Origin of the sequence: Vibrio sp. OPT41, assembly GCF_015163595.1 — a bacterium.
Classification (GTDB): Bacteria; Pseudomonadota; Gammaproteobacteria; order Enterobacterales; family Vibrionaceae; genus Vibrio; species Vibrio alginolyticus.
The window spans coordinates 194,444-215,853 of record NZ_JADDYH010000016.1 but is presented as its reverse complement, the minus strand read 5'-3'; the positions used below and the strand labels follow the sequence as shown (position 1 = coordinate 215,853).

General features: G+C 44.6%; 23 protein-coding genes and 1 tRNA gene. 10 read left to right on the top strand and 14 right to left on the bottom strand.

Annotated elements, in window-relative coordinates:
- Positions 1–82: 82 nt before the first annotated feature.
- The 3 genes from ggt to IQP38_RS09810 all read right to left on the bottom strand — a co-directional run bounded on the left by ggt (position 83) and on the right by IQP38_RS09810 (position 4,389).
- Entirely contained in the window at positions 83–1,813 is a 1,731-nt protein-coding gene (gene ggt / locus IQP38_RS09820) for a gamma-glutamyltransferase (RefSeq protein WP_064353612.1), read from the bottom strand.
- A 273-nt stretch (positions 1,814–2,086) separates the two neighbouring features.
- The gene (locus IQP38_RS09815; RefSeq protein ID WP_182015955.1) at positions 2,087–2,773 is read right to left on the bottom strand and encodes a general secretion pathway protein GspB; all 687 of its coding nucleotides are present in this window, start codon (positions 2,771–2,773) and stop codon (positions 2,087–2,089) included.
- Positions 2,773–4,389 carry an ExeA family protein gene (locus tag IQP38_RS09810; RefSeq protein WP_193837544.1) on the bottom strand — a complete coding sequence of 539 codons (1,617 nt, stop codon included), beginning with the start codon at positions 4,387–4,389 and terminating at the stop codon, positions 2,773–2,775. Before IQP38_RS09810 ends, IQP38_RS09815 begins: the two co-directional genes overlap by 1 nt.
- A 137-nt stretch (positions 4,390–4,526) precedes the next feature.
- On the opposite strand from IQP38_RS09810, the gene IQP38_RS09805 reads away from it, so the two are divergent.
- Entirely contained in the window at positions 4,527–5,747 is a 1,221-nt protein-coding gene (locus IQP38_RS09805; protein WP_193837543.1) for a multifunctional CCA addition/repair protein, read from the top strand.
- Between the two features lie 52 nt (positions 5,748–5,799).
- On the opposite strand, the gene IQP38_RS09800 is transcribed toward IQP38_RS09805, so the two are convergent.
- The 3 genes from IQP38_RS09800 to folB are packed head-to-tail and all read right to left on the bottom strand — an operon-like array spanning position 5,800 to position 7,456.
- Positions 5,800–6,603 carry an undecaprenyl-diphosphate phosphatase gene (locus tag IQP38_RS09800; protein ID WP_047101968.1) on the bottom strand — a complete coding sequence of 268 codons (804 nt, stop codon included), beginning with the start codon at positions 6,601–6,603 and terminating at the stop codon, positions 5,800–5,802.
- 14 nt (positions 6,604–6,617) lie between these two features.
- Positions 6,618–7,100 (bottom strand): 2-amino-4-hydroxy-6-hydroxymethyldihydropteridine diphosphokinase, encoded by a 483-nt coding sequence (folK, locus tag IQP38_RS09795; RefSeq protein WP_005387457.1) that lies wholly within the window; start codon positions 7,098–7,100, stop codon positions 6,618–6,620.
- Positions 7,097–7,456, bottom strand: a complete 360-nt coding sequence (folB, locus tag IQP38_RS09790; protein ID WP_005379859.1) for a bifunctional dihydroneopterin aldolase/7,8-dihydroneopterin epimerase — start codon at positions 7,454–7,456, stop codon at positions 7,097–7,099. The genes folK and folB overlap by 4 nt, the downstream gene beginning before the upstream one ends.
- Before the next feature lie 250 nt (positions 7,457–7,706).
- Between folB and plsY the strand changes: the two genes are divergently transcribed.
- Positions 7,707–8,318 (top strand): glycerol-3-phosphate 1-O-acyltransferase PlsY, encoded by a 612-nt coding sequence (plsY, locus tag IQP38_RS09785; protein WP_005379857.1) that lies wholly within the window; start codon positions 7,707–7,709, stop codon positions 8,316–8,318.
- A 34-nt stretch (positions 8,319–8,352) separates the two neighbouring features.
- Here the strand turns inward: plsY and IQP38_RS09780 are convergent, their stop codons facing one another.
- Together IQP38_RS09780 and tsaD are read right to left on the bottom strand one after the other, a co-directional pair.
- Positions 8,353–9,168: an alpha/beta fold hydrolase gene (locus IQP38_RS09780; RefSeq protein WP_053350197.1), complete on the bottom strand. Its 816-nt coding sequence runs from the start codon at positions 9,166–9,168 to the stop codon at positions 8,353–8,355.
- 176 nt (positions 9,169–9,344) lie between these two features.
- Positions 9,345–10,361 (bottom strand): tRNA (adenosine(37)-N6)-threonylcarbamoyltransferase complex transferase subunit TsaD, encoded by a 1,017-nt coding sequence (tsaD, locus tag IQP38_RS09775; RefSeq protein ID WP_005379854.1) that lies wholly within the window; start codon positions 10,359–10,361, stop codon positions 9,345–9,347.
- A gap of 230 nt (positions 10,362–10,591) precedes the next feature.
- Between tsaD and rpsU the strand changes: the two genes are divergently transcribed.
- The 5 genes from rpsU to IQP38_RS09750 all read left to right on the top strand — a co-directional run bounded on the left by rpsU (position 10,592) and on the right by IQP38_RS09750 (position 15,387).
- A complete protein-coding gene (gene rpsU, locus IQP38_RS09770; protein WP_001145625.1) occupies positions 10,592–10,807 on the top strand; it encodes a 30S ribosomal protein S21 in 216 nt (71 codons plus the stop codon).
- A 27-nt stretch (positions 10,808–10,834) separates the two neighbouring features.
- Complete coding sequence (locus IQP38_RS09765) at positions 10,835–11,278, top strand: GatB/YqeY domain-containing protein (RefSeq protein ID WP_054701010.1); 444 nt, start codon at positions 10,835–10,837, stop codon at positions 11,276–11,278.
- 149 nt (positions 11,279–11,427) lie between these two features.
- Entirely contained in the window at positions 11,428–13,194 is a 1,767-nt protein-coding gene (gene dnaG / locus IQP38_RS09760) for a DNA primase (protein WP_005379719.1), read from the top strand.
- Between the two features lie 99 nt (positions 13,195–13,293).
- Positions 13,294–15,156 carry an RNA polymerase sigma factor RpoD gene (gene rpoD, locus IQP38_RS09755; protein ID WP_005395986.1) on the top strand — a complete coding sequence of 621 codons (1,863 nt, stop codon included), beginning with the start codon at positions 13,294–13,296 and terminating at the stop codon, positions 15,154–15,156.
- Positions 15,157–15,311: 155 nt separating this feature from the next.
- Positions 15,312–15,387 (top strand) — tRNA-Ile (locus IQP38_RS09750).
- Positions 15,388–15,610: 223 nt separating this feature from the next.
- Here the strand turns inward: IQP38_RS09750 and IQP38_RS26905 are convergent.
- The 3 genes from IQP38_RS26905 to IQP38_RS09740 form a co-directional block, all read right to left on the bottom strand.
- Positions 15,611–15,742 carry a hypothetical protein gene (locus IQP38_RS26905; RefSeq protein WP_017634400.1) on the bottom strand — a complete coding sequence of 44 codons (132 nt, stop codon included), beginning with the start codon at positions 15,740–15,742 and terminating at the stop codon, positions 15,611–15,613.
- A 67-nt stretch (positions 15,743–15,809) separates the two neighbouring features.
- The gene (locus IQP38_RS09745; protein ID WP_025768388.1) at positions 15,810–16,685 is read right to left on the bottom strand and encodes a phage integrase N-terminal domain-containing protein; all 876 of its coding nucleotides are present in this window, start codon (positions 16,683–16,685) and stop codon (positions 15,810–15,812) included.
- A 482-nt stretch (positions 16,686–17,167) separates the two neighbouring features.
- Positions 17,168–17,491, bottom strand: coding sequence for a hypothetical protein (locus IQP38_RS09740; protein ID WP_025768387.1), 324 nt, complete (start codon positions 17,489–17,491; stop codon positions 17,168–17,170).
- A gap of 314 nt (positions 17,492–17,805) precedes the next feature.
- Here IQP38_RS09740 and IQP38_RS09735 point away from each other — a divergent pair, with 314 nt between their 5' ends.
- The 3 genes from IQP38_RS09735 to IQP38_RS09725 are packed head-to-tail and all read left to right on the top strand — an operon-like array spanning position 17,806 to position 19,414.
- Complete coding sequence (locus tag IQP38_RS09735) at positions 17,806–18,309, top strand: Hcp family type VI secretion system effector (protein WP_023624872.1); 504 nt, start codon at positions 17,806–17,808, stop codon at positions 18,307–18,309.
- Complete coding sequence (locus IQP38_RS09730; RefSeq protein WP_025768386.1) at positions 18,306–19,094, top strand: DUF4225 domain-containing protein; 789 nt, start codon at positions 18,306–18,308, stop codon at positions 19,092–19,094. Before IQP38_RS09735 ends, IQP38_RS09730 begins: the two co-directional genes overlap by 4 nt.
- Positions 19,094–19,414, top strand: coding sequence for a hypothetical protein (locus tag IQP38_RS09725; RefSeq protein WP_023624875.1), 321 nt, complete (start codon positions 19,094–19,096; stop codon positions 19,412–19,414). Before IQP38_RS09730 ends, IQP38_RS09725 begins: the two co-directional genes overlap by 1 nt.
- A gap of 140 nt (positions 19,415–19,554) precedes the next feature.
- Here IQP38_RS09725 and IQP38_RS09720 read toward each other — a convergent pair whose 3' ends face one another.
- The 3 genes from IQP38_RS09720 to IQP38_RS09710 all read right to left on the bottom strand — a co-directional run bounded on the left by IQP38_RS09720 (position 19,555) and on the right by IQP38_RS09710 (position 21,396).
- Positions 19,555–19,755 (bottom strand): helix-turn-helix transcriptional regulator, encoded by a 201-nt coding sequence (locus tag IQP38_RS09720; protein ID WP_324186369.1) that lies wholly within the window; start codon positions 19,753–19,755, stop codon positions 19,555–19,557.
- Between the two features lie 188 nt (positions 19,756–19,943).
- Positions 19,944–21,212 carry a VapE domain-containing protein gene (locus IQP38_RS09715; RefSeq protein WP_193837542.1) on the bottom strand — a complete coding sequence of 423 codons (1,269 nt, stop codon included), beginning with the start codon at positions 21,210–21,212 and terminating at the stop codon, positions 19,944–19,946.
- Positions 21,196–21,396, bottom strand: coding sequence for a helix-turn-helix transcriptional regulator (locus IQP38_RS09710; protein ID WP_020840053.1), 201 nt, complete (start codon positions 21,394–21,396; stop codon positions 21,196–21,198). Before IQP38_RS09710 ends, IQP38_RS09715 begins: the two co-directional genes overlap by 17 nt.
- Between the last annotated feature and the right edge of the window lie 14 nt (positions 21,397–21,410).

The window sequence follows — 21,410 nt, the reverse complement described above, 5'->3', positions numbered from 1 at the left end:
ACGCTTTTATCTTTAAAAAGAACGCAAAAGCCAGTCGATATCGACTGGCTTTTTAGTTTGCTTCGTTTGACAGAAGTGAGTATTACTCCCCCATTGAACTAGAGGCTCGACGACGATCCGTTGCGCCATAAAGCTTGCCATCTTTTAGCTCAATTGCATTCAAACCGCTTACCACTGGAATAACGTGCACTGGGTAGCCAAGCTCCATAAACTCAGGCACCAGCATTTCTGCGAACGTTTTCTTTTCCACCAGCAAGCCAGTCGGGTCATAAGGCTTAGTGCGGTCTATTTTGGTGCCGTACTGAATGTTTGGTAAGTCAATTGCCTCTTGCGCTGATAAGTTCCAATCCAGCACCCCAACCACGGTTTTGAGTACATACCCCGGGATTTGTGAACTACCTGGTGACCCAACCACCAAACGCAAATTATCATCACTGTCCATCACCATTAATGGCGTAATAGCCGAACGTGGACGCTTGCCCGCTTCAATTGAGTTTTGTGTAGGTTTGCCGTTAACCGTTGGCAGAGGTGAGAAGTTAGCCATCTGCGCATTCAAGACAACGCCATCGACCATCACACCCGAGCCCATACCCGTTCCTACCGTGCTGGTCATCGCAATTGCATTTCCATCTCTATCGACGATAGAAATATGCCCTGTATCTTTGCTCTCGAAGCCTTGATATTGCGCATACTGAGTTTGCGTTATCTGTCCTGCTTTTGGATCCTCTTTTGAAGTGCCATTATCGGGGATTAAATCACGTCTCTGATCTAGATAGGCTTTAGACAACAACTGTTCAACTGGCGCTTCCACATAATCTGGGTCTCCGGCATACGCAATACGATCAGCTTTTGCAATTCGCATCGCTTCAGTCATGAGACGCCAAGGTTCCAAATCCGTTTTCGCCATATGGGCAATGTCATAGGGTGCGAGCAGTTCAAGACTCTGAGCGACCATCACACCGCCCGAAGCTGGGTAACCAAAAGAGACGATTTTATTCCCACGGTAGTCGCTCTCAATGATGTCACGCTGCTTCACTTGGTAATGTTTAAAATCTTCTAAAGACAACTTCTCGTGTTGGTCATCAATACGACTATTAACCGTCTCTACGATGTGCTGACCAAGCTCACCACCATAAAGGTAACGATCGCCTTGTTGCGCGATCTTCCTCAGCGTCTCAGCCATCTTAGGGTTCTTCATCAAGGTTCCCGTCGGCTTAATATCGTCCCCTTGCCAATACAAGGCTTTCACTTCCGGATCTTGCTCAAGTCGGCTTTGCTCTCTTACTACGATGTCGTAGGTGTAGCTGTTCATCGCATACCCATTGCTCGCCAATGTAATCGCTGGCTTAATCAGCTCTGCCCATGGCAACTTGCCGTATTGTTCATGAGTGGTGTAAAGCAACCGCAACGTGCCCGGAACCGCAACAGAACGAGGGCCTAATATTTCGTTGCGACTGAGTACTTCCCCATTCTCAACAAACATTTCAGGGTTCGCGCTAGAGGGCGCTTCATCTCGACCATCAAGGGCCAGAAATTTTTTCTCGTCATGTTGATAAAACAGCGCGAAAGTCCCGCCGCCAATTCCGGTCATATCTGGCTCAACGACAGACATCACCATCTGCATCGCGACCATAGCATCAACAGCGTTACCGCCTTCTTTCAATATTGAGTAACCGGTACTGCTCACGTAAGGATTCGTCGCACTGACCATGAAATCTTGCCCGCGACTATCTGGTGTAACTGGGAATGGGTCTGGCTTTGCTGCATAGCTTGTCGATGCAACAATGCTTAAAGAAAAAATCAGAATACGCATGTGTCTCTGTTTAGACTCCTATTATGTGATGGGGTCTAACGTGGACCAAGTCATTACTCCGAAGTTCGTGAAGATGGTGTCTTTTTACACAACGTTGACTGGAATCGCGCTATCAATAGATGAATGATATTGGTGCTATTTAAACGACTGAGAAAAGCTATATTTTGCTTGTTTGAGTATCTAAAAATCATCACCAGAATAGATGCAAAAGATGCTCTGAAAAATAAAAAGCCAGCGATATGATTTCGCTGGCTTGATGTGTTTCTACAAGAGTTACCCTTTCCACTCATACAACGCTGGTATACGAATTTGCTCACCTTGGAACTCAACAATCACAGCTTGCGGTTGTATTTCTCTTAGAGTGACCTGATCATCAACGACATCCCCTTGATGATATTCAATATTGTTAATTTTCACCCAACGGCGATTTTCATCACTAGCGTACATATGGGTTTGCAAATTAAGCGCAGGTAGACGCCCTTGCCACTGGTGAGCGTTGCGCTCTAAATCGTTCACGCGTGCCGTTTGTGATGAAGAATTGTCATCATCTCGGGATAAGGCATTTTCGACCTTCCTAGCTAAATCAGGAGATAATGAGGATAAATCCAGATCATCCAAAGACAACCCGAGGTCCTCTTCAGCAGCAGAAGTCGCTTGGGTTGATGCTGAGTTGCGTGTTTCATCTCTGCTTGGTGTATGGCTCGTGTATTCATCGGGGGTGGTAAATGTACCAAAATCACGCGATAGCTCTGCACTTGGCCACTCTCTTGGCAATTGGGCCAACTGGGTGTTCTCTGGATAGTCTAATACTTTGAAAGGTGATACCACTTCGACCTTTTCTATCGGGGACGTTGTATCTACTTCAGCACTCGGTGCAAAGAGATCTAAGTACCAAGCGACTCCGATAGCAGAAGCAGTGATTGGCAGCAAGAACAGACCTATATGTTTCACAGCTGACATTATGCGTCCTCCTTCTCGATTCTCGCCAGTTGAGGCGCATCTGGCTGAACATTTTGCTGAAGTCGGTCTAGCGTTCGCTTACCTGCAATACCATCGACACCAATTCCTTGCCAACGTTGAAATAACTCGACTCGCTCTTTCATCGCACCATCAAAAATAGACGTTTCAAGCAGTGGCTCACTCACCGCTTCTGCTAATAATCGGTCTAATACTTCAATCGCAGGGCCTTCCATGTCTAAACGTAATGTTTCATTCAGCGGAGCATGCCACAGTTCGATAATATTGCCCTGCCACAACGGCTTTAGCCACGAAACTGGCAGACGGAGACGCTGCTTACCATTGAGCACTTCAGCTTGATCATTACCGACGGCATATAGAATGACATACCCAACATCACCTTGATAATTCAACTCCAAGATCACAGGGCGATTTTGTTGCATCAACAGCGGCCAAGTCGCCATTTTACGCTCACAACGCATAGTCGACTGCGGTTCTGACAAACAAAGATTATCGCGAACCGATGCTTGATACCCCCACAAACGATACAAATCATTTACAGCGAGGTTCGACTGTTTTTGTGTTAACAATAAATCACGCTGCTCATCCGTTAACTGTTGGCTGACGACGGTTGGTGTTGGCTCTACTCTTGGCTCCGTCACTTGTGTCAACACTGACGTCGCTTGAGCTGGCATATAATTCACGACCGCCCACCCCGTACTTAATGCAGCAATAAGGCCTACCGTGACAGAGCCCCAAGCAGGCCAACGGAAAGTCCGGCGCTCTTTTTTATCTTGCTGATAAATATCTGCCTGAAACTGCATCACCTCTTCACAGGCCTGCTGAACGGTTTGCTTATCCACAACCACATTACCCTGGTGATAACTAATGTTGAGGGATTTGTCACAGATAAGGTTGATGAGCCGCGGTATACCGTGACTGTATTTGGCTATAAGTTTACAAGAAGCACGATTAAACAGTTGCTGGTTGCCACCTGCTGTATGTAGTCGAAATGCGATGTAATCTTCTGTCTCTTTTTCATCCAACGGCAACAGGTGATAACGCCCAGTAATACGCTGGGCAAGTTGGCGTAGTTGTGTTGTTTGTAATAACCGCTGCAATTCAGGCTGCCCGACCAACAATACTTTGAGCAGTTTTCTGGTATCGGTTTCCAAGTTGGTCAACAAGCGCAACTGCTCTAGAACGTCGGCAGCAAGGTGTTGAGCCTCATCAATGACCAGCAATGTCTGCCAGCCTGAACGATAATTACGCAGCAAATATTGATGGATAACCTGGTTTAGCTGTTTGAGGTTTGCGTCTGGCGGATAGGTGATTTTGAACTCATCACAAATGGCTTCGAGCAAATCTCTACTCGAAAACGTGGGATTGAGGATAAGACCCGCTTTGGTGTTATCACCCAAATTCGCCAGCATCGCTTTTGCGACAGTCGTTTTGCCTGTACCTACTTCGCCAGTAAGCATAGCAAAGCCACCGCCATCGCCTAGCCCAGCTTGGAGATGTGTGATTGCCTCTTTGTGACGTTGGCTTAAATACAAATAACGTGAGTTTGGAACAATCGAAAATGGTTGTTCGACAAACCCAAAAAAGTCCTTATACATTAGGCTCTCCAGCTAAAAAACCACCTGGGAATAGTCAGACATGGTATAAACGCTCTTCTTCTATTCTTAGGAGTAAAGAAAAGTACCATTGCTTGCTACAATGTCCAACGGCATATCCATAAATTAAGAGGTAATTTGTGCAAGTTTATTTAGTAGGTGGTGCTGTTCGAGATAAATTGCTCGGAATTGATAGTTATGACAACGATTGGGTAGTCGTAGGCGCGACGCCTGAGATGATGCTGTCCCAAGGATACACCGCCGTTGGTAAAGACTTCCCTGTATTTCTGCATCCCAAAAGTAAAGAAGAACATGCCCTTGCACGAACAGAGAGAAAGTCAGGTTCTGGTTACACTGGTTTTGAATGCTTCTTCGATCAAAACGTCACCTTAGAAGAAGATTTGATACGTCGTGATTTAACCATTAACGCGATGGCAATGGAGAGTGATGGCAGGATCCATGACCCATATGGTGGCCAGCAAGATCTCAACGATAAACTGCTACGCCATGTATCAGACGCCTTTATTGAAGACCCTCTACGCGTTTTACGTGTCGCTCGCTTCGCAGCGAAGCTTGCTGATCTAAACTTTACGATTGCCGACGAAACCATGCGGTTAATGCGTCACATGGCAGAGTCCGGAGAGCTGAGCACACTGACTCCCGAGCGTGTTTGGCAAGAATGGCATAAATCTCTCTCTACTCCTCGCCCTGATATCTTCTTATCGGTTCTACGAGACTGTGGGGCATTAACCGTGGTGTTACCTGAAATTGATGCACTATTTGGCGTACCTCAACCTGAGAAGTGGCATCCAGAAATCGATACTGGCATCCATACTTTGATGGTGGCAGAGCAAGCCGCAAAATTGAGTAACTCACTCCCCGTCAGGTTTGCCGCCCAAGTGCATGACTTGGGTAAAGGCGTGACGCCAGAGAGCGAATGGCCAAGCCACAAAATGCATTGCCATACAGGATTAAAACTGATCAAAAAGCTGTGCGAACGTGTCCGGGTACCAAATGAGTTTCGTGATTTAGCCTTGATGGTGTGCGAACAGCACTCCAATATTCATCGCGCGGCTGAACTTAAACCACAAACCATAATTAAAATACTCAATAAACTTGATGTGTGGCGTAAGTCCGAACGTCTGCAAGATATCTTGCTTTGCTGCCAAGCGGATCACGCTGGTCGTAAAGGACTGGAAACGCAACCATATCCACAGGCGGATATTTTTAGGCAATCCTACCAAGCAGCAGCGGCAGTTGACGTTCAAACCATAATCAAAGAGGGCTTTAAAGGCCCTGCGATTCGTGACGAGCAAGAAAAACGACGTATTGAAGCAGTGAAAGCAGCACTTAAGAAGTAACGAACAAACAAAAACGCCCGCGGATTTCGCGGGCGTTTTTCGTTAACATCAATTATGCACTTAATAGAAAAGCGAACAAACCGACGCCCAAAATCAGACGGTAAATCACAAACGGTGTCATGCCCATGCGTGAAATCATCTTCAAGAAGAAGTGGATACAGATGTACGCACTGATAAACGATGTGATAATGCCAGTCATTAAGAAACCAACATGGACAGGTTCACCACTGGTCACTAACTTCATACCTAAGTAGCTACCAGCTAATGTAATGATTGGGATCGACATTAAAAACGAAAATCGGGCAGCCGCTTCTCGAGTAAAGCCAAGGTAAAGCGCTGCTGTGATGGTCGCCCCTGAACGTGAAGTTCCAGGAATCATCGCTAAGGCTTGAGCAATACCGATATATACAGCTTTCTTCCAACCCGTTTGGTATTCATCGGCAACGAGTTTAGCGTTTTTGTCTACCCACCATAGCAACAAGCCAAATACGATCGTGGTAGTCGCGATGACGTAAGCGCTACGTAGATACACTTCAATGATGTCTTTCATCAATAAGCCGAACACACAAGCTGGAATCGTCGCAATCACGATCATCCAAGCCAATTTAGCTTCTTTACTGCGATCTCCTTTAAAGATCGAAGCAAATAACGCTTGAAACAAAGTGATTACTTCATGACGAAAATAGATCACGACAGCCATTAATGTACCGACGTGAACAGCAACATCAAAGGCCAGACCTTGGTCTTCCCATCCTAAAATAGCGGAAGGCAGGATCAAATGGGCAGAGCTTGAGATAGGCAAAAACTCTGTCAGCCCCTGAATCAGAGCCAAAATAAAGGCTTCAAAATAACTCATGTAAACAACTCAAATTAAAAATGAAAGGAAACGGGTTTGAGCGAATCGACTGGCTGCATAGCATGCCAAATGTCTGCGACTGTGCGTCCATCGCCTGGGATCACTAATTGCGGTTCGAGATCATACAACGGCTTTGTGACAAAAGGATATTTGTAGATATCACTGCGAGGTAGCTCAGGTTTTTTCTTGGAGACGCGCTCACCGAACAACACTATATCGAGATCCAGTGTTCGATCCTGATACTTTTGCGCGTTTTCTTCGCGTCCCCACTTAAATTCAATCTCGCGTAGTTGATGGCTCAACTCTTCTAATGACAACTCGGTACGCATTGCAACGACAAAGTTGTAGAAATTCTTGCTGCTAAAACCAATAGGTTCGCATTCATATATCGGTGATACGAGAAGATTTTCTCCAAGCCGTTGCAGCTCCTGATACGCAGCAAGCACATGTTGCTCTCTTTCTACGTTCGTCCCAACACCGATATAGGTGGTGATCATGCTCGGCCTCGCTCAATCACCACACCAACAGCACGTGCTTGCGGCACGGCGCCAGGCTTCGCTAGGCGGATTTTCACCCAAGGCACTGAGAAACGCAGCATGATAAGCTCTGCTACTTCTTCAGCCACGCGCTCGACCAGTAAGAAACGACCATTTTCAATGTGGTTAAGTACCGCCTCACTCACCTGCGAATAATCCAGTGCATCTTGCACATCATCACTTTTGCCCGCAGGTTTATTATCGTGTGCCATTTCAATATCTAGAACCAACTTTTGTTTGATTTGTTGTTCCCAGTCGTACACGCCAATGGTGGTGATTACTTCTAACTGTTCAATAAAAACTTTATCCAGAGCCATCTTATGTCCTTCTATTACAGAGGTCGGATACCCGTGAGGGGTAATTTGATCGTAGTATTCTATACCTAAGTAACATTTACTTTGGTCATCACAATGTTACTTAGGTATAAACTGCGAAAGCATCTTTATATACAAGAAATCACATAATGCAAGCTCTATCACAGTGAGGATTTCTGCATTATGTAAATTCGGGGTATGATAGCAACTACGCGGGAACCGAGCATTAAATTCCAATCCATCAAGGACTTCTATGGACGCACTGGCACTGATAATGACAATGGCCGCCTATTTATTAGGTTCGGTTTCCAGTGCGGTTTTGATCTGTCGACTCTTAAAACTGCCAGACCCACGCAGTGTGGGATCTAACAATCCTGGAGCAACGAACGTATTGCGTATTGGCGGACGAGGAGCCGCTGTTTCAGTCTTGTTGTGTGATATGCTCAAAGGCACTATCCCCGTGTGGGGCGGATACTTTCTTGGTATCGACCCTATCATTCTTGGCGTCATCGCCATTGCTGCCTGTCTTGGCCACATGTACCCCATCTTTTTCCACTTTAAAGGCGGAAAAGGTGTCGCAACCGCGCTTGGCGCTATCGCTCCGATTGGTTTGGACTTAACAGGATTGGTAATGTTAACTTGGCTGTCAGTAGCCGCGCTATTCCGCTATTCATCCTTAGCGGCTCTCGTCACGGTTTTGGTCACTCCGTTTTATACTTGGATGTTTAAACCGCAATACACGTTACCTGTTGCTATGCTGTGCTGCTTAATCGTATTTAAGCATCATCAAAATATTCGTCGGCTTTTGTCTGGCGACGAGCCAAAAATCGGCGAGAAAAAACTGACACAAAAAAACTCGGCTTAATGCCGAGTTTTTCGTTTAAAGAAGGATGTATTGGTTACGCATGAACTCGATTCAGGAAGTTCAACAACATCTGGTTGACGAACTCAGGTTGCTCTAAACAACTGATATGTCCCGCTTGGGGAATCTCCACCAACTCACTGCCTGTGATACAGTCTTTCATTAAATAAGATTCAAAAACTGGACGGGGTTTATCTTCACAGCCCACTGCAATTAACGTCGGCAGAGCAAATTTTTCCGAATCCTCAATCACATCCCGGCGACCAAACACCATGCGCCCTATGCGAGCTACTTCCACCGCACGCTCACCGTTCAGCTCTTCTAAACTGCGTTTGAATGAAGCGACAAGTTTAGGGTTATCCTGATTGACGTTGTTGGCAAAGAACAGCGGCACAACGGCTTCAATAATTGGCGCAGGCACTGCTTGGACTTGGCTGATGGTATCAAGCATTGCAAAATACTTCTTATACGTAACTTCTGGCTCCCAGCCAATGAAGGTATCCATCAATACCAGTGACTTAACACGTTGCGGCGCTTGAGCCGTTAGCTCTGCTCCCCACATGCCGCCAACAGATAAGCCCACTATCGAGAACTCTTCGATATCTAAATGATCCATCAATGCCAACATATGTTGTGCATAGTCGGCCAATGACTGTGTCGATGCAGGTGCAGCGTCCGATTCACCATGTGCCCAAAGATCTGGCACAATACAACGGAATGACTGGCTTAAAACCTCAACTTGCGGCGCCCACATTTGGCTATCCCAAAGGTAACTATGACCAAATAGAAGCACAGGGCCCTCACCTTTATCTAGATAAGCAAGTTGCTGACCTTCAATTTCAAACTTATTCATTGTTATATCCATTTCTTATTCTTCCACGTCATCCTAGCACTGAAACAATAGCGAACTGCTCGCATCAGTCAGAATGTAAAACGAGGCGGTTCATTGAATAATTAAAAATAAAGGCCTCTGAGGAGCAGAGACCTTTATTACACAGAACCGGTTTCAAACCTACCGCATAAATTTGACTAAGCGACAGGTGTTAGTTGATCAATTGGCCAACGTGGACGAGCCTCTACTGACATATCAGCCACTTCGCCATTCTTCAAGCGCTGCATGCCTGCGTAAGCGATCATCGCACCGTTATCTGTACAGAACTCAGTACGTGGGTAGTAAACTTCGCCGCCAACTTTCTTCGCTAACTTCTCTAACTCAGCTCGCAAACGACGGTTAGCACTCACACCACCAGCAATAACAATGCGTTTCATGCCTGTTTGCTCAAGCGCGCGCTTACATTTAATAGCCAACGTAGCACACACAGCCTCTTCAAATGCCAATGCGATGTCCGCGCGAGTTTGCTCGTCATCACCGTTTGCAGCAATCGTGTTAGCCGTAAAGGTTTTTAGACCAGAGAAACTCATGTCCAAACCTGGCACATTCGTCATTGGGCGCGGGAACTTAAAGCGGCCCGGTGTACCTTTTTCCGCCAGTTTAGATAATAGTGGACCGCCTGGGTAATCCAAACCCATTAGCTTCGCTGTTTTATCAAACGCTTCGCCCGCCGCATCATCAATCGACTCACCTAGAATTTTGTACTCACCGATGCCTCTCACCTCCACCATCATAGAGTGACCGCCCGATACTAATACCGCCACAAACGGGAACGGTGGAGGGTTATCTTCCAACATTGGGGCCAATAGGTGACCTTCCATATGATGAACAGGTACCGCTGGCACTCCCCAAGCATAAGCAATACTGCGACCGATAGTCGCACCCACTAATAGCGCCCCAACAAGACCAGGCCCCGCGGTATACGCGACACCATCGATGTCTTTTGAAGTTAAGTTCGCTTCTTTTAGTGCCTCTTTAATAAGAGGAATGGTTTTCTTTACGTGGTCACGTGAAGCCAACTCAGGCACCACACCGCCGTAATCTGCGTGCAGTTTTACTTGGCTGTATAGCTTGTGTGACAAGAGACCGTTTTCATCGTCATAAATTGCGATGCCAGTCTCGTCACAAGAGGTTTCAATACCAATAATGCGCATGGTTTTCTCAGTATGCTTTCTGTATAGAGGAAATTTGGGCGTCATATTACCTCGCCTTGGTGCTGCAAACAAATTTTGTACAGACAATAATCGACAAAAGGCTTTACAAAGTAGTTGTGATCGGATTAAAATTCCGCACCATTTTTGATCAAGCTGGTAAGAGACCTAACAATTGTGATTTGGTCTGTTGAATACCAGCGTTAACGAATAACCCCTGAGGTGAAAGGCATATGCCAGTAGTTAAAGTACGTGAAAACGAACCGTTCGACGTTGCTCTACGTCGTTTTAAGCGCTCTTGCGAAAAAGCAGGTATCCTTTCTGAAGTGCGTCGTCGTGAGCACTACGAAAAACCAACTACAGTTCGCAAACGCGCTAAAGCAGCAGCTCAAAAGCGTCACGCTAAGAAGCTAGCTCGCGAAAACGCTCGTCGCGTTCGCCTGTACTAATAACTGAGCTCCAAAAGGAATTTAGTTATGGCTCTGATTGATCAACTCAAAGAAGAGCAAAAATTAGCGATGAAAGCCAAGGACAAATTGCGCCTTGGTACTATTCGTTTAGCCCTATCAGCAATCAAGCAACGTGAAGTTGACGAACAGATTACTCTGAACGATGACGACATTCTTGCAGTATTGACCAAGATGGTTAAACAACGTCGCGACTCTGTAGCGCAGTTTGAAGCAGCGGGTCGTCAAGATCTTGCTGATGCGGAACAAGCAGAAATTACCGTTCTTGAGGACTTTATGCCTCAACCACTGACAGACGAAGAAGTAGCGGCTCTCATCGAGAGCGCGATTGCTGAATCTGGCGCAGCTGGCATGCAAGACATGGGCAAAGTAATGGGCGTTCTGAAACCGCAAATTCAAGGGCGTGCAGATATGGGTAAAGTAAGCGGTTTAGTTCGCGCTAAATTGGCTTAAGGTACCCCACCCAATTGCAGCAAGCCGTGCTATCCTTTGGAGCGCACGGCTTGTTTGTATCTGGATGGATGGAATGAAATCAATGGGCAATACGCTCATTCTTTTAAGGCATTCACTCCACTCATCATCTTCTTTTTTTGTTAGGTTTTATGGCTGGACACATCCCTCGCAGTTTTATCGATGACCTTCTAGCTCGACTTGATATTGTCGATATCATCGACGCACGTGTGAAACTTAAGAAAAAAGGCAAAAACTACGGCGCATGCTGCCCTTTCCACAACGAAAAGACACCCTCATTCAGTGTCAGTCAAGAAAAGCAGTTCTACCATTGTTTTGGTTGTGGCGCGCATGGAAATGCCATCGATTTTTTGATGGAGTTCGACCGACTAGAATTCGTCGAAGCCATTGAAGAACTCGCTTCATACTTGGGTTTAGATGTTCCTCGCGAACAACGTAGCGGCGGTAATGGTTCGTTTCAATCAGGCCCACAAGCAAGCAGCAGTGAAAAACGTAACCTATACGACTTAATGGGCAGCATTGCTCAATTTTATCGTAACCAACTCAAACAGCCAGCAAGTAAGGTGGCGATTGAGTATCTAAAAGATCGCGGCCTGTCTGGTGAAATCGTCCAGAAGTTTGGCATCGGCTATGTGGCTGATGAATGGGATTTAGTTCGTAAGAACTTTGGCCAGAATAAAGAAAACCAAGACATGCTCGTCACAGGCGGCATGTTGATTGAAAACGATAAAGGCAACCGCTACGACCGATTCCGTGGTCGAGTGATGTTTCCTATTCGAGACAGACGCGGCCGAGTAATAGGCTTTGGTGGTAGAGTATTAGGTGACGGGACACCAAAATATCTCAACTCACCCGAAACCCCGATATTTCATAAAGGTAAAGAGTTGTATGGCCTTTATGAAGTACTACAAGCGTACCGTGAGCCACCACAAATTTTAGTGGTTGAAGGCTATATGGATGTTGTCGCGCTTGCTCAATATGGCGTAGATTATTCCGTTGCCTCATTGGGAACCTCGACAACGGGCGATCACTTGCAAGTGTTATTCAGGCAAACAAGCACCGTCGTGTGTTGTTATGACGGTGACCGCGCAGGCCGTGAAGCAGCGTGGCGTGCCATGGAAAATGCATTGCCTTACCTAACTGATGGTCGCCAGTTAAAATTCATGTTTTTGCCGGATGGAGAAGATCCCGACTCTTATATCCGGCAAAACGGAAAACAAGCATTTGAGCAGCAAGTGTCTAATGCGATGCCCTTGTCTGAATTCATGTTCAGCTCATTGACTCAGCAGGTCGACATGAGCACGAAAGAAGGCATGGCAAAACTGAGTACTCTTGCGGTTCCTCTCATTGATAAAGTCCCTGGCGGCACTTTAAGACTATACTTGAGAGAATTGCTTGGCCGCCGTTTGGGTTTGGTTGATGAACGCCAACTACAGCAGCTAATTTCAAAACAAGGTAAAGAGGATAAAAGGCCTCAACCTCATAAAGAAATCAAGCGAACGCCGATGCGAGAAGTGATCGCGTTACTGATTCAAAACCCACAATACGTAAGTATGGTGCCAGATCTAACTAGCGTTAGAGATTTGCCCATTCCTGGTCTAAGTTTATTTGTTGATGTACTTGATAAATGCCAAGCGCATCCCCATATCAACACAGGCCAATTATTAGAGCATTGGCGAAACAGCCAAAATGAGACCCTTCTGTCTCGTCTCGCGAGTTGGGACATTCCACTCGATGAGGACAACCAAGAAGAAATCTTTTTAGACTCACTGGATAAAATTATTGCCCAGTGCGTAGAAAAACAAATTGAAAACCTGCAGGCCAAAGCAAGAAGTGTCGGTTTATCAGCCGAAGAGAAAAGGGAGCTGCTAGCACTTATGCTAGATTTAAAAGCGTAACCCTGTTTAATTAGTCAGCAACGATTTAATTTGTTATAGTAAGTGGTTTGCATTTCGCATACTGATTCCTTCACCAGATTACGAAGTTGGATACCGTCTATGGATCACAATCCGCAGTCACAGCTAAAGTCACTTGTTATTAAAGGCAAGGAACAAGGCTATCTGACCTACGCCGAAGTAAATGACCACCTACCTGCTGAAATCGTAGATTCAGAACAGGTAGAAGACATCATTCAGATGATCAACGACATGGGCATTAAGGTAGTAGAAACTGCTCCTGATGCTGATGATTTAGCACTGAACGATGACACAAATATTACCGATGAAGATGCAGCCGAAGCTGCAGCCGCTGCACTTTCTAGCGTAGAGAGTGAGATTGGTCGTACAACAGACCCAGTACGTATGTACATGCGTGAGATGGGTACTGTCGAACTTCTAACTCGCGAAGGCGAAATCGACATCGCAAAACGTATTGAAGAAGGTATTAACCAAGTTCAATCGTCTGTTGCTGAATACCCAGGCACAATTCCGTACATTCTTGAGCAATTTGACAAAGTTCAAGCTGAAGAACTACGTCTTACAGACCTAATTTCAGGTTTTGTAGATCCAGATGCTGACGACACCGCTGCACCAACGGCAACACACATCGGTTCTGAACTGACTGAATCTCAGTTAGAAGAAGAAGACGATGAAGACGTTGATGACGACGAAGATAGCGATGACGATTCAGATGATTCTGAAGAAGATGTAGGTATCGATCCAGAATTAGCGCTAGAGAAATTCAACCAACTACGCAGCACCTATCAAAATCTTCAATTAGCAATCAACGAGTACGGCTATAACAGCCCGAAAGCAACCGTTGCTAATGAAATGATGCTAGACGTATTCCGCGAGTTTCGTCTAACGCCTAAACAGTTTGATCACTTAGTGAATGAACTGCGTACTGCTATGGATCGCGTTCGTACTCAAGAGCGCCTGATCATGAAGTCTGTGGTTGAATACGGCAAAATGCCGAAGAAATCATTCATCGCGCTGTTCACTGGTAATGAATCAAGTGAAGCTTGGTTGGATGAAGTTCTTGCTTCAGACAAGCCATACGCTGAAAAGATCAAACGTAACGAAGAAGAAATCCGTCGTTCAATCGCTAAGCTAAAAATGATTGAAGAAGAGACTTCTCTAAACGTACAGAACATTAAAGACATCAGCCGTCGTATGTCTATCGGTGAAGCAAAAGCTCGCCGTGCGAAGAAAGAGATGGTTGAAGCGAACTTGCGTCTTGTAATTTCTATCGCGAAGAAATACACCAACCGTGGTCTACAGTTCTTGGATCTCATCCAGGAAGGTAACATCGGTCTGATGAAAGCGGTAGATAAATTCGAATATCGTCGTGGTTACAAGTTCTCGACTTACGCAACGTGGTGGATCCGTCAGGCAATCACTCGTTCAATCGCGGACCAAGCACGTACGATTCGTATTCCGGTACACATGATCGAAACGATCAACAAGCTAAACCGTATTTCTCGTCAAATGTTGCAAGAGATGGGTCGTGAGCCACTACCGGAAGAACTGGCAGAGCGCATGCAAATGCCAGAAGACAAGATTCGTAAAGTACTAAAAATCGCTAAAGAGCCTATCTCAATGGAGACACCAATCGGTGACGACGAAGATTCGCATCTAGGTGATTTTATCGAAGATACAACGCTAGAACTTCCGCTAGATTCTGCAACTGCAACTAGCCTTAAAGTGGCAACAAAAGACGTGCTTGCAGGTCTAACGCCACGTGAAGCGAAAGTACTTCGTATGCGCTTTGGTATCGACATGAACACTGACCATACTCTAGAAGAAGTTGGTAAGCAGTTCGACGTTACTCGTGAACGTATCCGTCAGATCGAAGCAAAAGCACTACGTAAACTTCGTCACCCAAGCCGCTCAGAGACTCTGCGCAGCTTCCTAGACGAATAATCGCAGCGCATATAAGCTTTTAGAAATCAAAAAAGGTGACTTTAGGTCGCCTTTTTTATTATCTACTGTTCTAAGTGGATAAAAACTAAGCGCAATTGCCCTAGTTGGTATCTAGACACCTTGCAACGCTTCCCCTATAATCGTTGTCCTATTAAGGCCCCTTAGCTCAGTGGTTAGAGCAGTCGACTCATAATCGATTGGTCCGCAGTTCAAGTCTGCGAGGGGCCACCATATTCTAGAAGGCGTAGCAGGTTAGTACCTGCTACGCTTTTTTTGTACCTAGTGATTTTGGGTGTAGTTGTGGGTGTAGTTAGGAAGTTGCTTAGCTCACAATTTTGGACGCTTTGCTGAGCTTGCCAACATTTTTCCATCACGAGCAGAACAGAAAATTCGATAAGATAATAAAAAAGCGCCCCTTATGTGAAAGGGGGCGCTTTTTTATTATCTGCCTATTTTACTCAATTCCGTGTTTACGATCATACCAAATAGCTAACAAAGGCAAACCGATTGTACCAACGGTAACTAGAGCTAAAAATAAAAGTTGAGCTAAAGTCATACCCGTTACATCCAAAAGTTGTACTAACATATTGAAACCCGCCCTAGTGTTCTTGTGGTTATATTTTAACCTAAAAATACAAAACTTGATAATGTGCTTACCGGCCAAGATAGATAACTGTAATCTCTTCTCGCTCATGCCCTAACTCTCTACTAATAATAAGGCGAGCTTCTTTATCTGCACTTTTTTGTTGTCTACTCAGTTCTCTGCTAGTTAAACCACCCGCTTTAGGTGCATTCATTCCTGTCAGTTCTATGTATCGCTGTTGAGCATATTGATGGCGTAGACCATGGTTCTTGCATAACCCAACCTTCCTACAAGTATTTTCGTAGTGCTTTAGCTGTTGAATGTACTTTTTGCCTGCGGGAATCAGAGAGCCTCTTGGGGCAATAGCTATAGCTCGTTCTAATACCTGCTTTTGATATTCGTTTCTGATTGGTACCTCTCGCGCCTTGCCACCTTTAGTCCAAGAACCCATTAAATGAATTCTATCTGCTTTAATCGCTATACTGGGGTTAAACTTCAAAGCTTCTTCCCGCCTCAGACCGAATGCAGATTGTAGCTCTAACGCTATTTTTATATATGGGTCTGAGATTGCGTTAAACTTTACTTCATCAAGCTCTTTCGCCTTGTTGGTACTATTGTCACTGAAAACTCTCTTTCCTATCCCCAACTCTTCATTGGACTTGGGTAACAAATGCTCACGTCCAGTCTTTTCGAATACCCAACGAATATGTGCCATTCGGTTTTTTATAGTTCCAACGCTTAAGCCTTGACTTTGCCAATGCTCAACCAAAAATTTTACGTGCTTTAACTTAAGTGTATGTGGAGTTAAGTGCCTGTACCCTCCTCTCTTTAATTGTTTTTCGATTTGGATGAGGATGTTTTTACGTGCAGCTTGAGATGCATAACTCCCATCAATGTTGCGCTTCATTAACAAAACTAGGCCGTGTCGTAAGTTTGGTTTGCTCATGACTCTTACTCCTAAACAAATAAGAGCCATATAGCTCATATGGCTCTATCTACTTGAAAAATGATGGAGAAAACGTAATCAAACCACGTGAACCTGATGGTTAGTGATAAGCCCAATTCAAACTTATGGTTAGTAAGATGAATGCCTCAGAGGCGATTAGGGCAAGAGTGATGGTTTGTGTATCGATAGTTACGAATATCGTACATGATCTACTTGAAGAAGCGTGAGCATCTACGAGAAGAGCATTATGACGTCACAATGCTGGTTACGTTTCTTTCTCCTATTGAACATTTATGATTTATGAAGAGTCTTTATAGCGACGGCTACTTTTTTATTTACGTGATGAGGCTACCAAGCCGTCACTTGGCTGTCACCAAGTGACCCCGCTTAAAAGAAATAACGAGAATATAGAAAAAATAAGGTGGTGCGCTCGCGGTATACCTCCTGTCACTACCTATTTCACAGCTAGTGACAGGAGGGCTTCAACGTGCGTTCTTTATGCTGTTGAGCAGTGGTTCTTTGATACCATCAATACATAGGACAGCTTCTTGCAAAGACGATTCAAGGCGTGGATCAAAGTAACCATACTGAACGAATATCTGACGTTTGATGTCATCTGGGGATTTCAAGTAATTGATTATATTTTCATCTGTAAGCTTAAATGGTGGCTCTTGGATTAACATGGCCGTAATTGCTTTAGCCATGACTGCGCGATGCTGCAAGTCCAAACTCGTGACAGCATCTCTAAACATACCTTCTATGTCTTCCATGTAGCGCTTCCAAATAAATTCGTCCATCTGCACCATACATCCCCCTTTACGTTGTTTTGTTCGCACTGCGAACATTCACTTACAGTATTACTATAAGCGAATCAGAAAATCTTAATGTGAACAAAGCCAAGAGCAATGAATAAAAAGTAATGAAGATGCTCTTCTAAGCAGTAATTAGGTTAATACTAAGGCCTAACTAAAGAATGCTGCTGACCTTCACGAATTTGATAATACCTGCTTTTAGAGCGTCTTCACGGACATTTCAACTAATAAGAACATCGATATGCAAGGTGACCCACTTAGTTTAGTTTGCTAGCATTTTTTGCACGTTTAAGATTCAGGAAAAACCAATGAGTACAAAAGCTTACCTATCCATAGAGAGCATCATGAGTGGTTGTCTATCAACAGGCTGCAATACTTTCTATTCTATGGGAAACAGCTATCAGCTAGGTCATGAGGATGAGATTACCGTCCTATCTTTCTCTCATTCGATTGCACACGATAGCCGCTCGATCCATGCTCCAATTCAAATTGTTAAGAAAATTGATAAATCTTCACCAGTATTGGCTCAAGCGTGCTCCGATGGGGAAGAGTTAAAATGCCGCCTGACTTTTTATAGGCCAAATCATAAAGGTGGGGATGAGCTTTTTTATGAGATAACGTTGAGTGGTGCCCTAATTAGGTCAGTTTCATCTCATATGCCACATGTTGTCGACTTCAACGAAAGCGAGATGACAGAAACTATCGCTATTTCATACAGGGATATTAACTGGCGTCATGTTGGAGCAAACACTGCTGCTTTTGCATCTTGGATACAGCCACTTTCCGAACTTAAGGAAAAAGCAACCCAATGAGCAATATTCCTACGCACATAGAAGAAGACGAAGTAAGAGTTGCAGTTAGAGGCTTGCTTCGTCAAGCTAACATGTACAGCATGAGTCACTTGCAAGACCCAACCATCCAACATCAATTTCGGGAAGAATATCGTTTTCTTGGTCAATGCCTATTGAATGATTACAGAGATGGGATTCTAGTAGGGAGCAAAATTGTTCGTCTGGTAAAGCAAGAACGACAAAGCTTGATCGATCAGGCATTTGAGCTAGGCAAGTATAGTATTGGAATAGTTGCTGGTGCAGGCCAGCTCTCAGCTGGGTATGGACTATGCGTTACGAGCTCTGTTTTCTCGATTGTTGGCGCTTCTTGGTGTGGAGGTGTTGGAGCTCCAATGATGGCTCATGGAGCTAATAACGTGTTCGAAAACTCATATAATATTGCTGGTAACATCGACCAAAACTGGAACGGTCGATATACAGGAAAGTACGGCAATAATACTGGTTTTATGAAAAAAGGCTATCGAATCGCAGCAAAGCATATGGGGCTATCAGAGCAAGATGCAGATACAGCATTTGCTACTGTTGACTTAGCTACTAGTGCTTATGGTCTGGCAAATAAGAAAAAAGTAGTACAAACTTGGACAAACGCACCAGACTCTAAACAGCTAATGCTATTTAACTATGCAAAACGAGACTATGAAAAAGGATTTAAAGCCATGAGTAAAGGGGCTTTAGGTATAGAGTTTTCAGCCAACTACTTTACTGCACAGGGAGCATTAGAGCCGTACTTTAAGGAAAAGGAATAATGCCTTTATTGGAATATATTTTACTGAGTGTTCTCGGGGTATTGATTTGCCATTATTTTTCAGGTTTCTATTCTAAAAAAAATAATATTATTGCCTTCTTGGGATACTTATTTATTTTAGGTAACTTTGGTGGGCAGCATTATAATGTATTGTTTAATAAGGAGTTTATTGATAACTGGCTGTTTTTCATTGAAACAAACAATAGCTACTACACTGATACCTACAGATTTGTCGCTATGCTTTTCTTATTCTTAACAACTCTGACGTTACCACCATCTAAGTTTGGCAAACTCTTCAAGCGTATCTCTCGTCGCTCTTGATTAAGGTTCCTCGTAAACAGTAAGCCTATACATTGGTCCAATATTTAACTAATGCGGAACCAAACTGCCAATCCCTACAAGTGGAATTAACGTTCGCAGTGCGAATAAAAAGCGAGGCCTATAGCCTCGCGTACATAAATTTAATCTTTAAAAGTCTGTTCTTGCTCTACTAACCAATCAACAAAGTCTCGCTCACGCCATCCCAAACAACGTCCGTTGATTTGAATTGGTTTGGGGAAACATTTGTCTTTGGCCCACCAACGCCAGATCGTCCTCGGACTGCGACCTAGTGAATCTGAAACTTCTTTAAGGGACATAATTCGATCTCTTGCCATGAGCATCCTCCTTTTCTCATTTGATGACTGAACCAGTATCTTTGATAAAAAGAGGCGTAACGGTTTTAAGAGGTCGATTGATTGAATTGATCAGATGTTCGCAGTGCGAACGACATAAAATTGGTTTTTCTCAATTTACTTCACTTACTCCACTTTAAGTGAGGTAAGTGAAGTAAAGTTATGAACATACAATCTCAGAAATGTGGACGATAGCTGCTTGGAAACAAATACAGCCTGTAGCCATCTTTGTAACGAGTTTCAATTTTCCCCTCATCAGCTAATCGCTGTAGAGCTCTGCCGACATGAGCAACATAGTTACATGGTATGCCTAAGATCTGGCTAATTTGGCCTGGTGCAAGCCATTCAGTCTGGCTTCGATTATCATCAGCCTCCATTGATATTCGCTCCTGAAGCATTTTATACCAACGCCCTTTATCCAAATATTTATCAGATACCGTCTCAACCAGAGCCTGCTCGTCCATTGACAGTACCCAAGGCTCACCAGCTTCATACATGTGCTTGACCTCCAACCAAAACTGCCGCAATGACTCGGGCTCTTCTTGGCGAAGGCTGCCAGTTCCGTTGTATTGCCACCCGAGAATCCGATTCACAGTAGTCATATCAATGGGTTCATTGAGCTCAATCACACCAAACCGAGTATTACCCGTTCTGTCCTTCAAGAAGTCTTGGCCGTTTACCGTCGCTATCAAAAGCGTTTGCCTCGGTTTTTTGAGGTCGGTACGCGCATAGGGCAACCTGATTGTGTCTGCCTCTTGGGATATAAAGGCTTTCAGCTGACCTTGACTGTGCTTTGTTGAGGACTCCAGTTCACCGAGTTCAACAATCCATGACTTAATAATAGGTAACACGCTATCTTTGCAGCGGGGATCTAATGCCCGACCTCCAAGAAATGCCCCTTGTACGATGTCACCTATTCTTGATAAGAAAGCGGTTTTTCTAAAAGACTGCTTACTCTGAAGCACTGGAACTAACTTACTGCTAAACCGAGGCTCGTATAGCGCCGCAATACAACCTACAAGCCACCTCCGCATAATTAGCTCCGTAACTTCAGGTTTCTTAGAACGGATGCACCCAATAACTTTCTTCACTCGTTCGACGCCATCCCATTCAGAGTCAGCCAGATGCAAAACAATAGGGTGATATGAACGCTCCTTTGCCAAAACATGTAGATGATCACCAATTGCTGCTTTTGGTACATCGAATCTTGCACAGTCGCTTATCAGCTTACTCATTAACACCTCATATTGCATAACCTTACCGTTATGGAGCACTTCTATCTCAGTGTTCATCGCATTTAAGTAAGGGACGTATCCTTTGTGATCTAACAGTACCCTCAGGTTGTCATCTGTATTGAGAATAAGCTTCTTAAACCCTTCTTTTTTCTTGTCTGGAAAATCGAGTTGAGACTCGCTCGGCTGACTTTTATCACTTGCTGCTGTCACTTTTCCCCCCTTGACTCTCCATCCAGTTATCTAGCTCAGACTCTCGCCACCCAAGGCAGCGTCCATTGATCAGAATGGGTTTCGGAAATGTTTTCTCTTTTGCCCACCATCGCCAAATAGTTTTGGGAGTTCGCCCTAAGGCTTCTGATACCTCTTTCAAGGACATGATTCGGTTATGTGTCATCAACTTTCTCCTTA

Excerpts from the sequence above, each read along its gene's own strand:
- IQP38_RS09740 (WP_025768387.1), bottom strand. The coding sequence starts at position 17,491 with ATGGTGCAGATGGACGAATTTATTTGGAAGCGCTACATGGAAGACATA.
- tsaD (WP_005379854.1), bottom strand. The coding sequence starts at position 10,361 with ATGCGCATTATTGGTATTGAAACCTCTTGTGACGAGACTGGCATCGCA.
- ggt (WP_064353612.1), bottom strand. The coding sequence starts at position 1,813 with ATGCGTATTCTGATTTTTTCTTTAAGCATTGTTGCATCGACAAGCTAT.
- IQP38_RS09720 (WP_324186369.1), bottom strand. The coding sequence starts at position 19,755 with ATGCTCATGGCAAGAGATCGAATTATGTCCCTTAAAGAAGTTTCAGAT.
- rpsU (WP_001145625.1), top strand. The coding sequence starts at position 10,592 with ATGCCAGTAGTTAAAGTACGTGAAAACGAACCGTTCGACGTTGCTCTA.
- IQP38_RS09745 (WP_025768388.1), bottom strand. The coding sequence starts at position 16,685 with ATGAGCAAACCAAACTTACGACACGGCCTAGTTTTGTTAATGAAGCGC.
- dnaG (WP_005379719.1), top strand. The coding sequence starts at position 11,428 with ATGGCTGGACACATCCCTCGCAGTTTTATCGATGACCTTCTAGCTCGA.
- IQP38_RS09735 (WP_023624872.1), top strand. The coding sequence starts at position 17,806 with ATGAGTACAAAAGCTTACCTATCCATAGAGAGCATCATGAGTGGTTGT.
- IQP38_RS09710 (WP_020840053.1), bottom strand. The coding sequence starts at position 21,396 with ATGACACATAACCGAATCATGTCCTTGAAAGAGGTATCAGAAGCCTTA.
- folK (WP_005387457.1), bottom strand. The coding sequence starts at position 7,100 with ATGATCACCACCTATATCGGTGTTGGGACGAACGTAGAAAGAGAGCAA.
- IQP38_RS09800 (WP_047101968.1), bottom strand. The coding sequence starts at position 6,603 with ATGAGTTATTTTGAAGCCTTTATTTTGGCTCTGATTCAGGGGCTGACA.
- plsY (WP_005379857.1), top strand. The coding sequence starts at position 7,707 with ATGGACGCACTGGCACTGATAATGACAATGGCCGCCTATTTATTAGGT.
- IQP38_RS09730 (WP_025768386.1), top strand. The coding sequence starts at position 18,306 with ATGAGCAATATTCCTACGCACATAGAAGAAGACGAAGTAAGAGTTGCA.
- IQP38_RS09780 (WP_053350197.1), bottom strand. The coding sequence starts at position 9,168 with ATGAATAAGTTTGAAATTGAAGGTCAGCAACTTGCTTATCTAGATAAA.
- IQP38_RS09725 (WP_023624875.1), top strand. The coding sequence starts at position 19,094 with ATGCCTTTATTGGAATATATTTTACTGAGTGTTCTCGGGGTATTGATT.
- IQP38_RS26905 (WP_017634400.1), bottom strand. The coding sequence starts at position 15,742 with ATGTTAGTACAACTTTTGGATGTAACGGGTATGACTTTAGCTCAACTT.
- folB (WP_005379859.1), bottom strand. The coding sequence starts at position 7,456 with ATGGCTCTGGATAAAGTTTTTATTGAACAGTTAGAAGTAATCACCACC.
- IQP38_RS09810 (WP_193837544.1), bottom strand. The coding sequence starts at position 4,389 with ATGTATAAGGACTTTTTTGGGTTTGTCGAACAACCATTTTCGATTGTT.
- rpoD (WP_005395986.1), top strand. The coding sequence starts at position 13,294 with ATGGATCACAATCCGCAGTCACAGCTAAAGTCACTTGTTATTAAAGGC.
- IQP38_RS09815 (WP_182015955.1), bottom strand. The coding sequence starts at position 2,773 with ATGTCAGCTGTGAAACATATAGGTCTGTTCTTGCTGCCAATCACTGCT.
- IQP38_RS09765 (WP_054701010.1), top strand. The coding sequence starts at position 10,835 with ATGGCTCTGATTGATCAACTCAAAGAAGAGCAAAAATTAGCGATGAAA.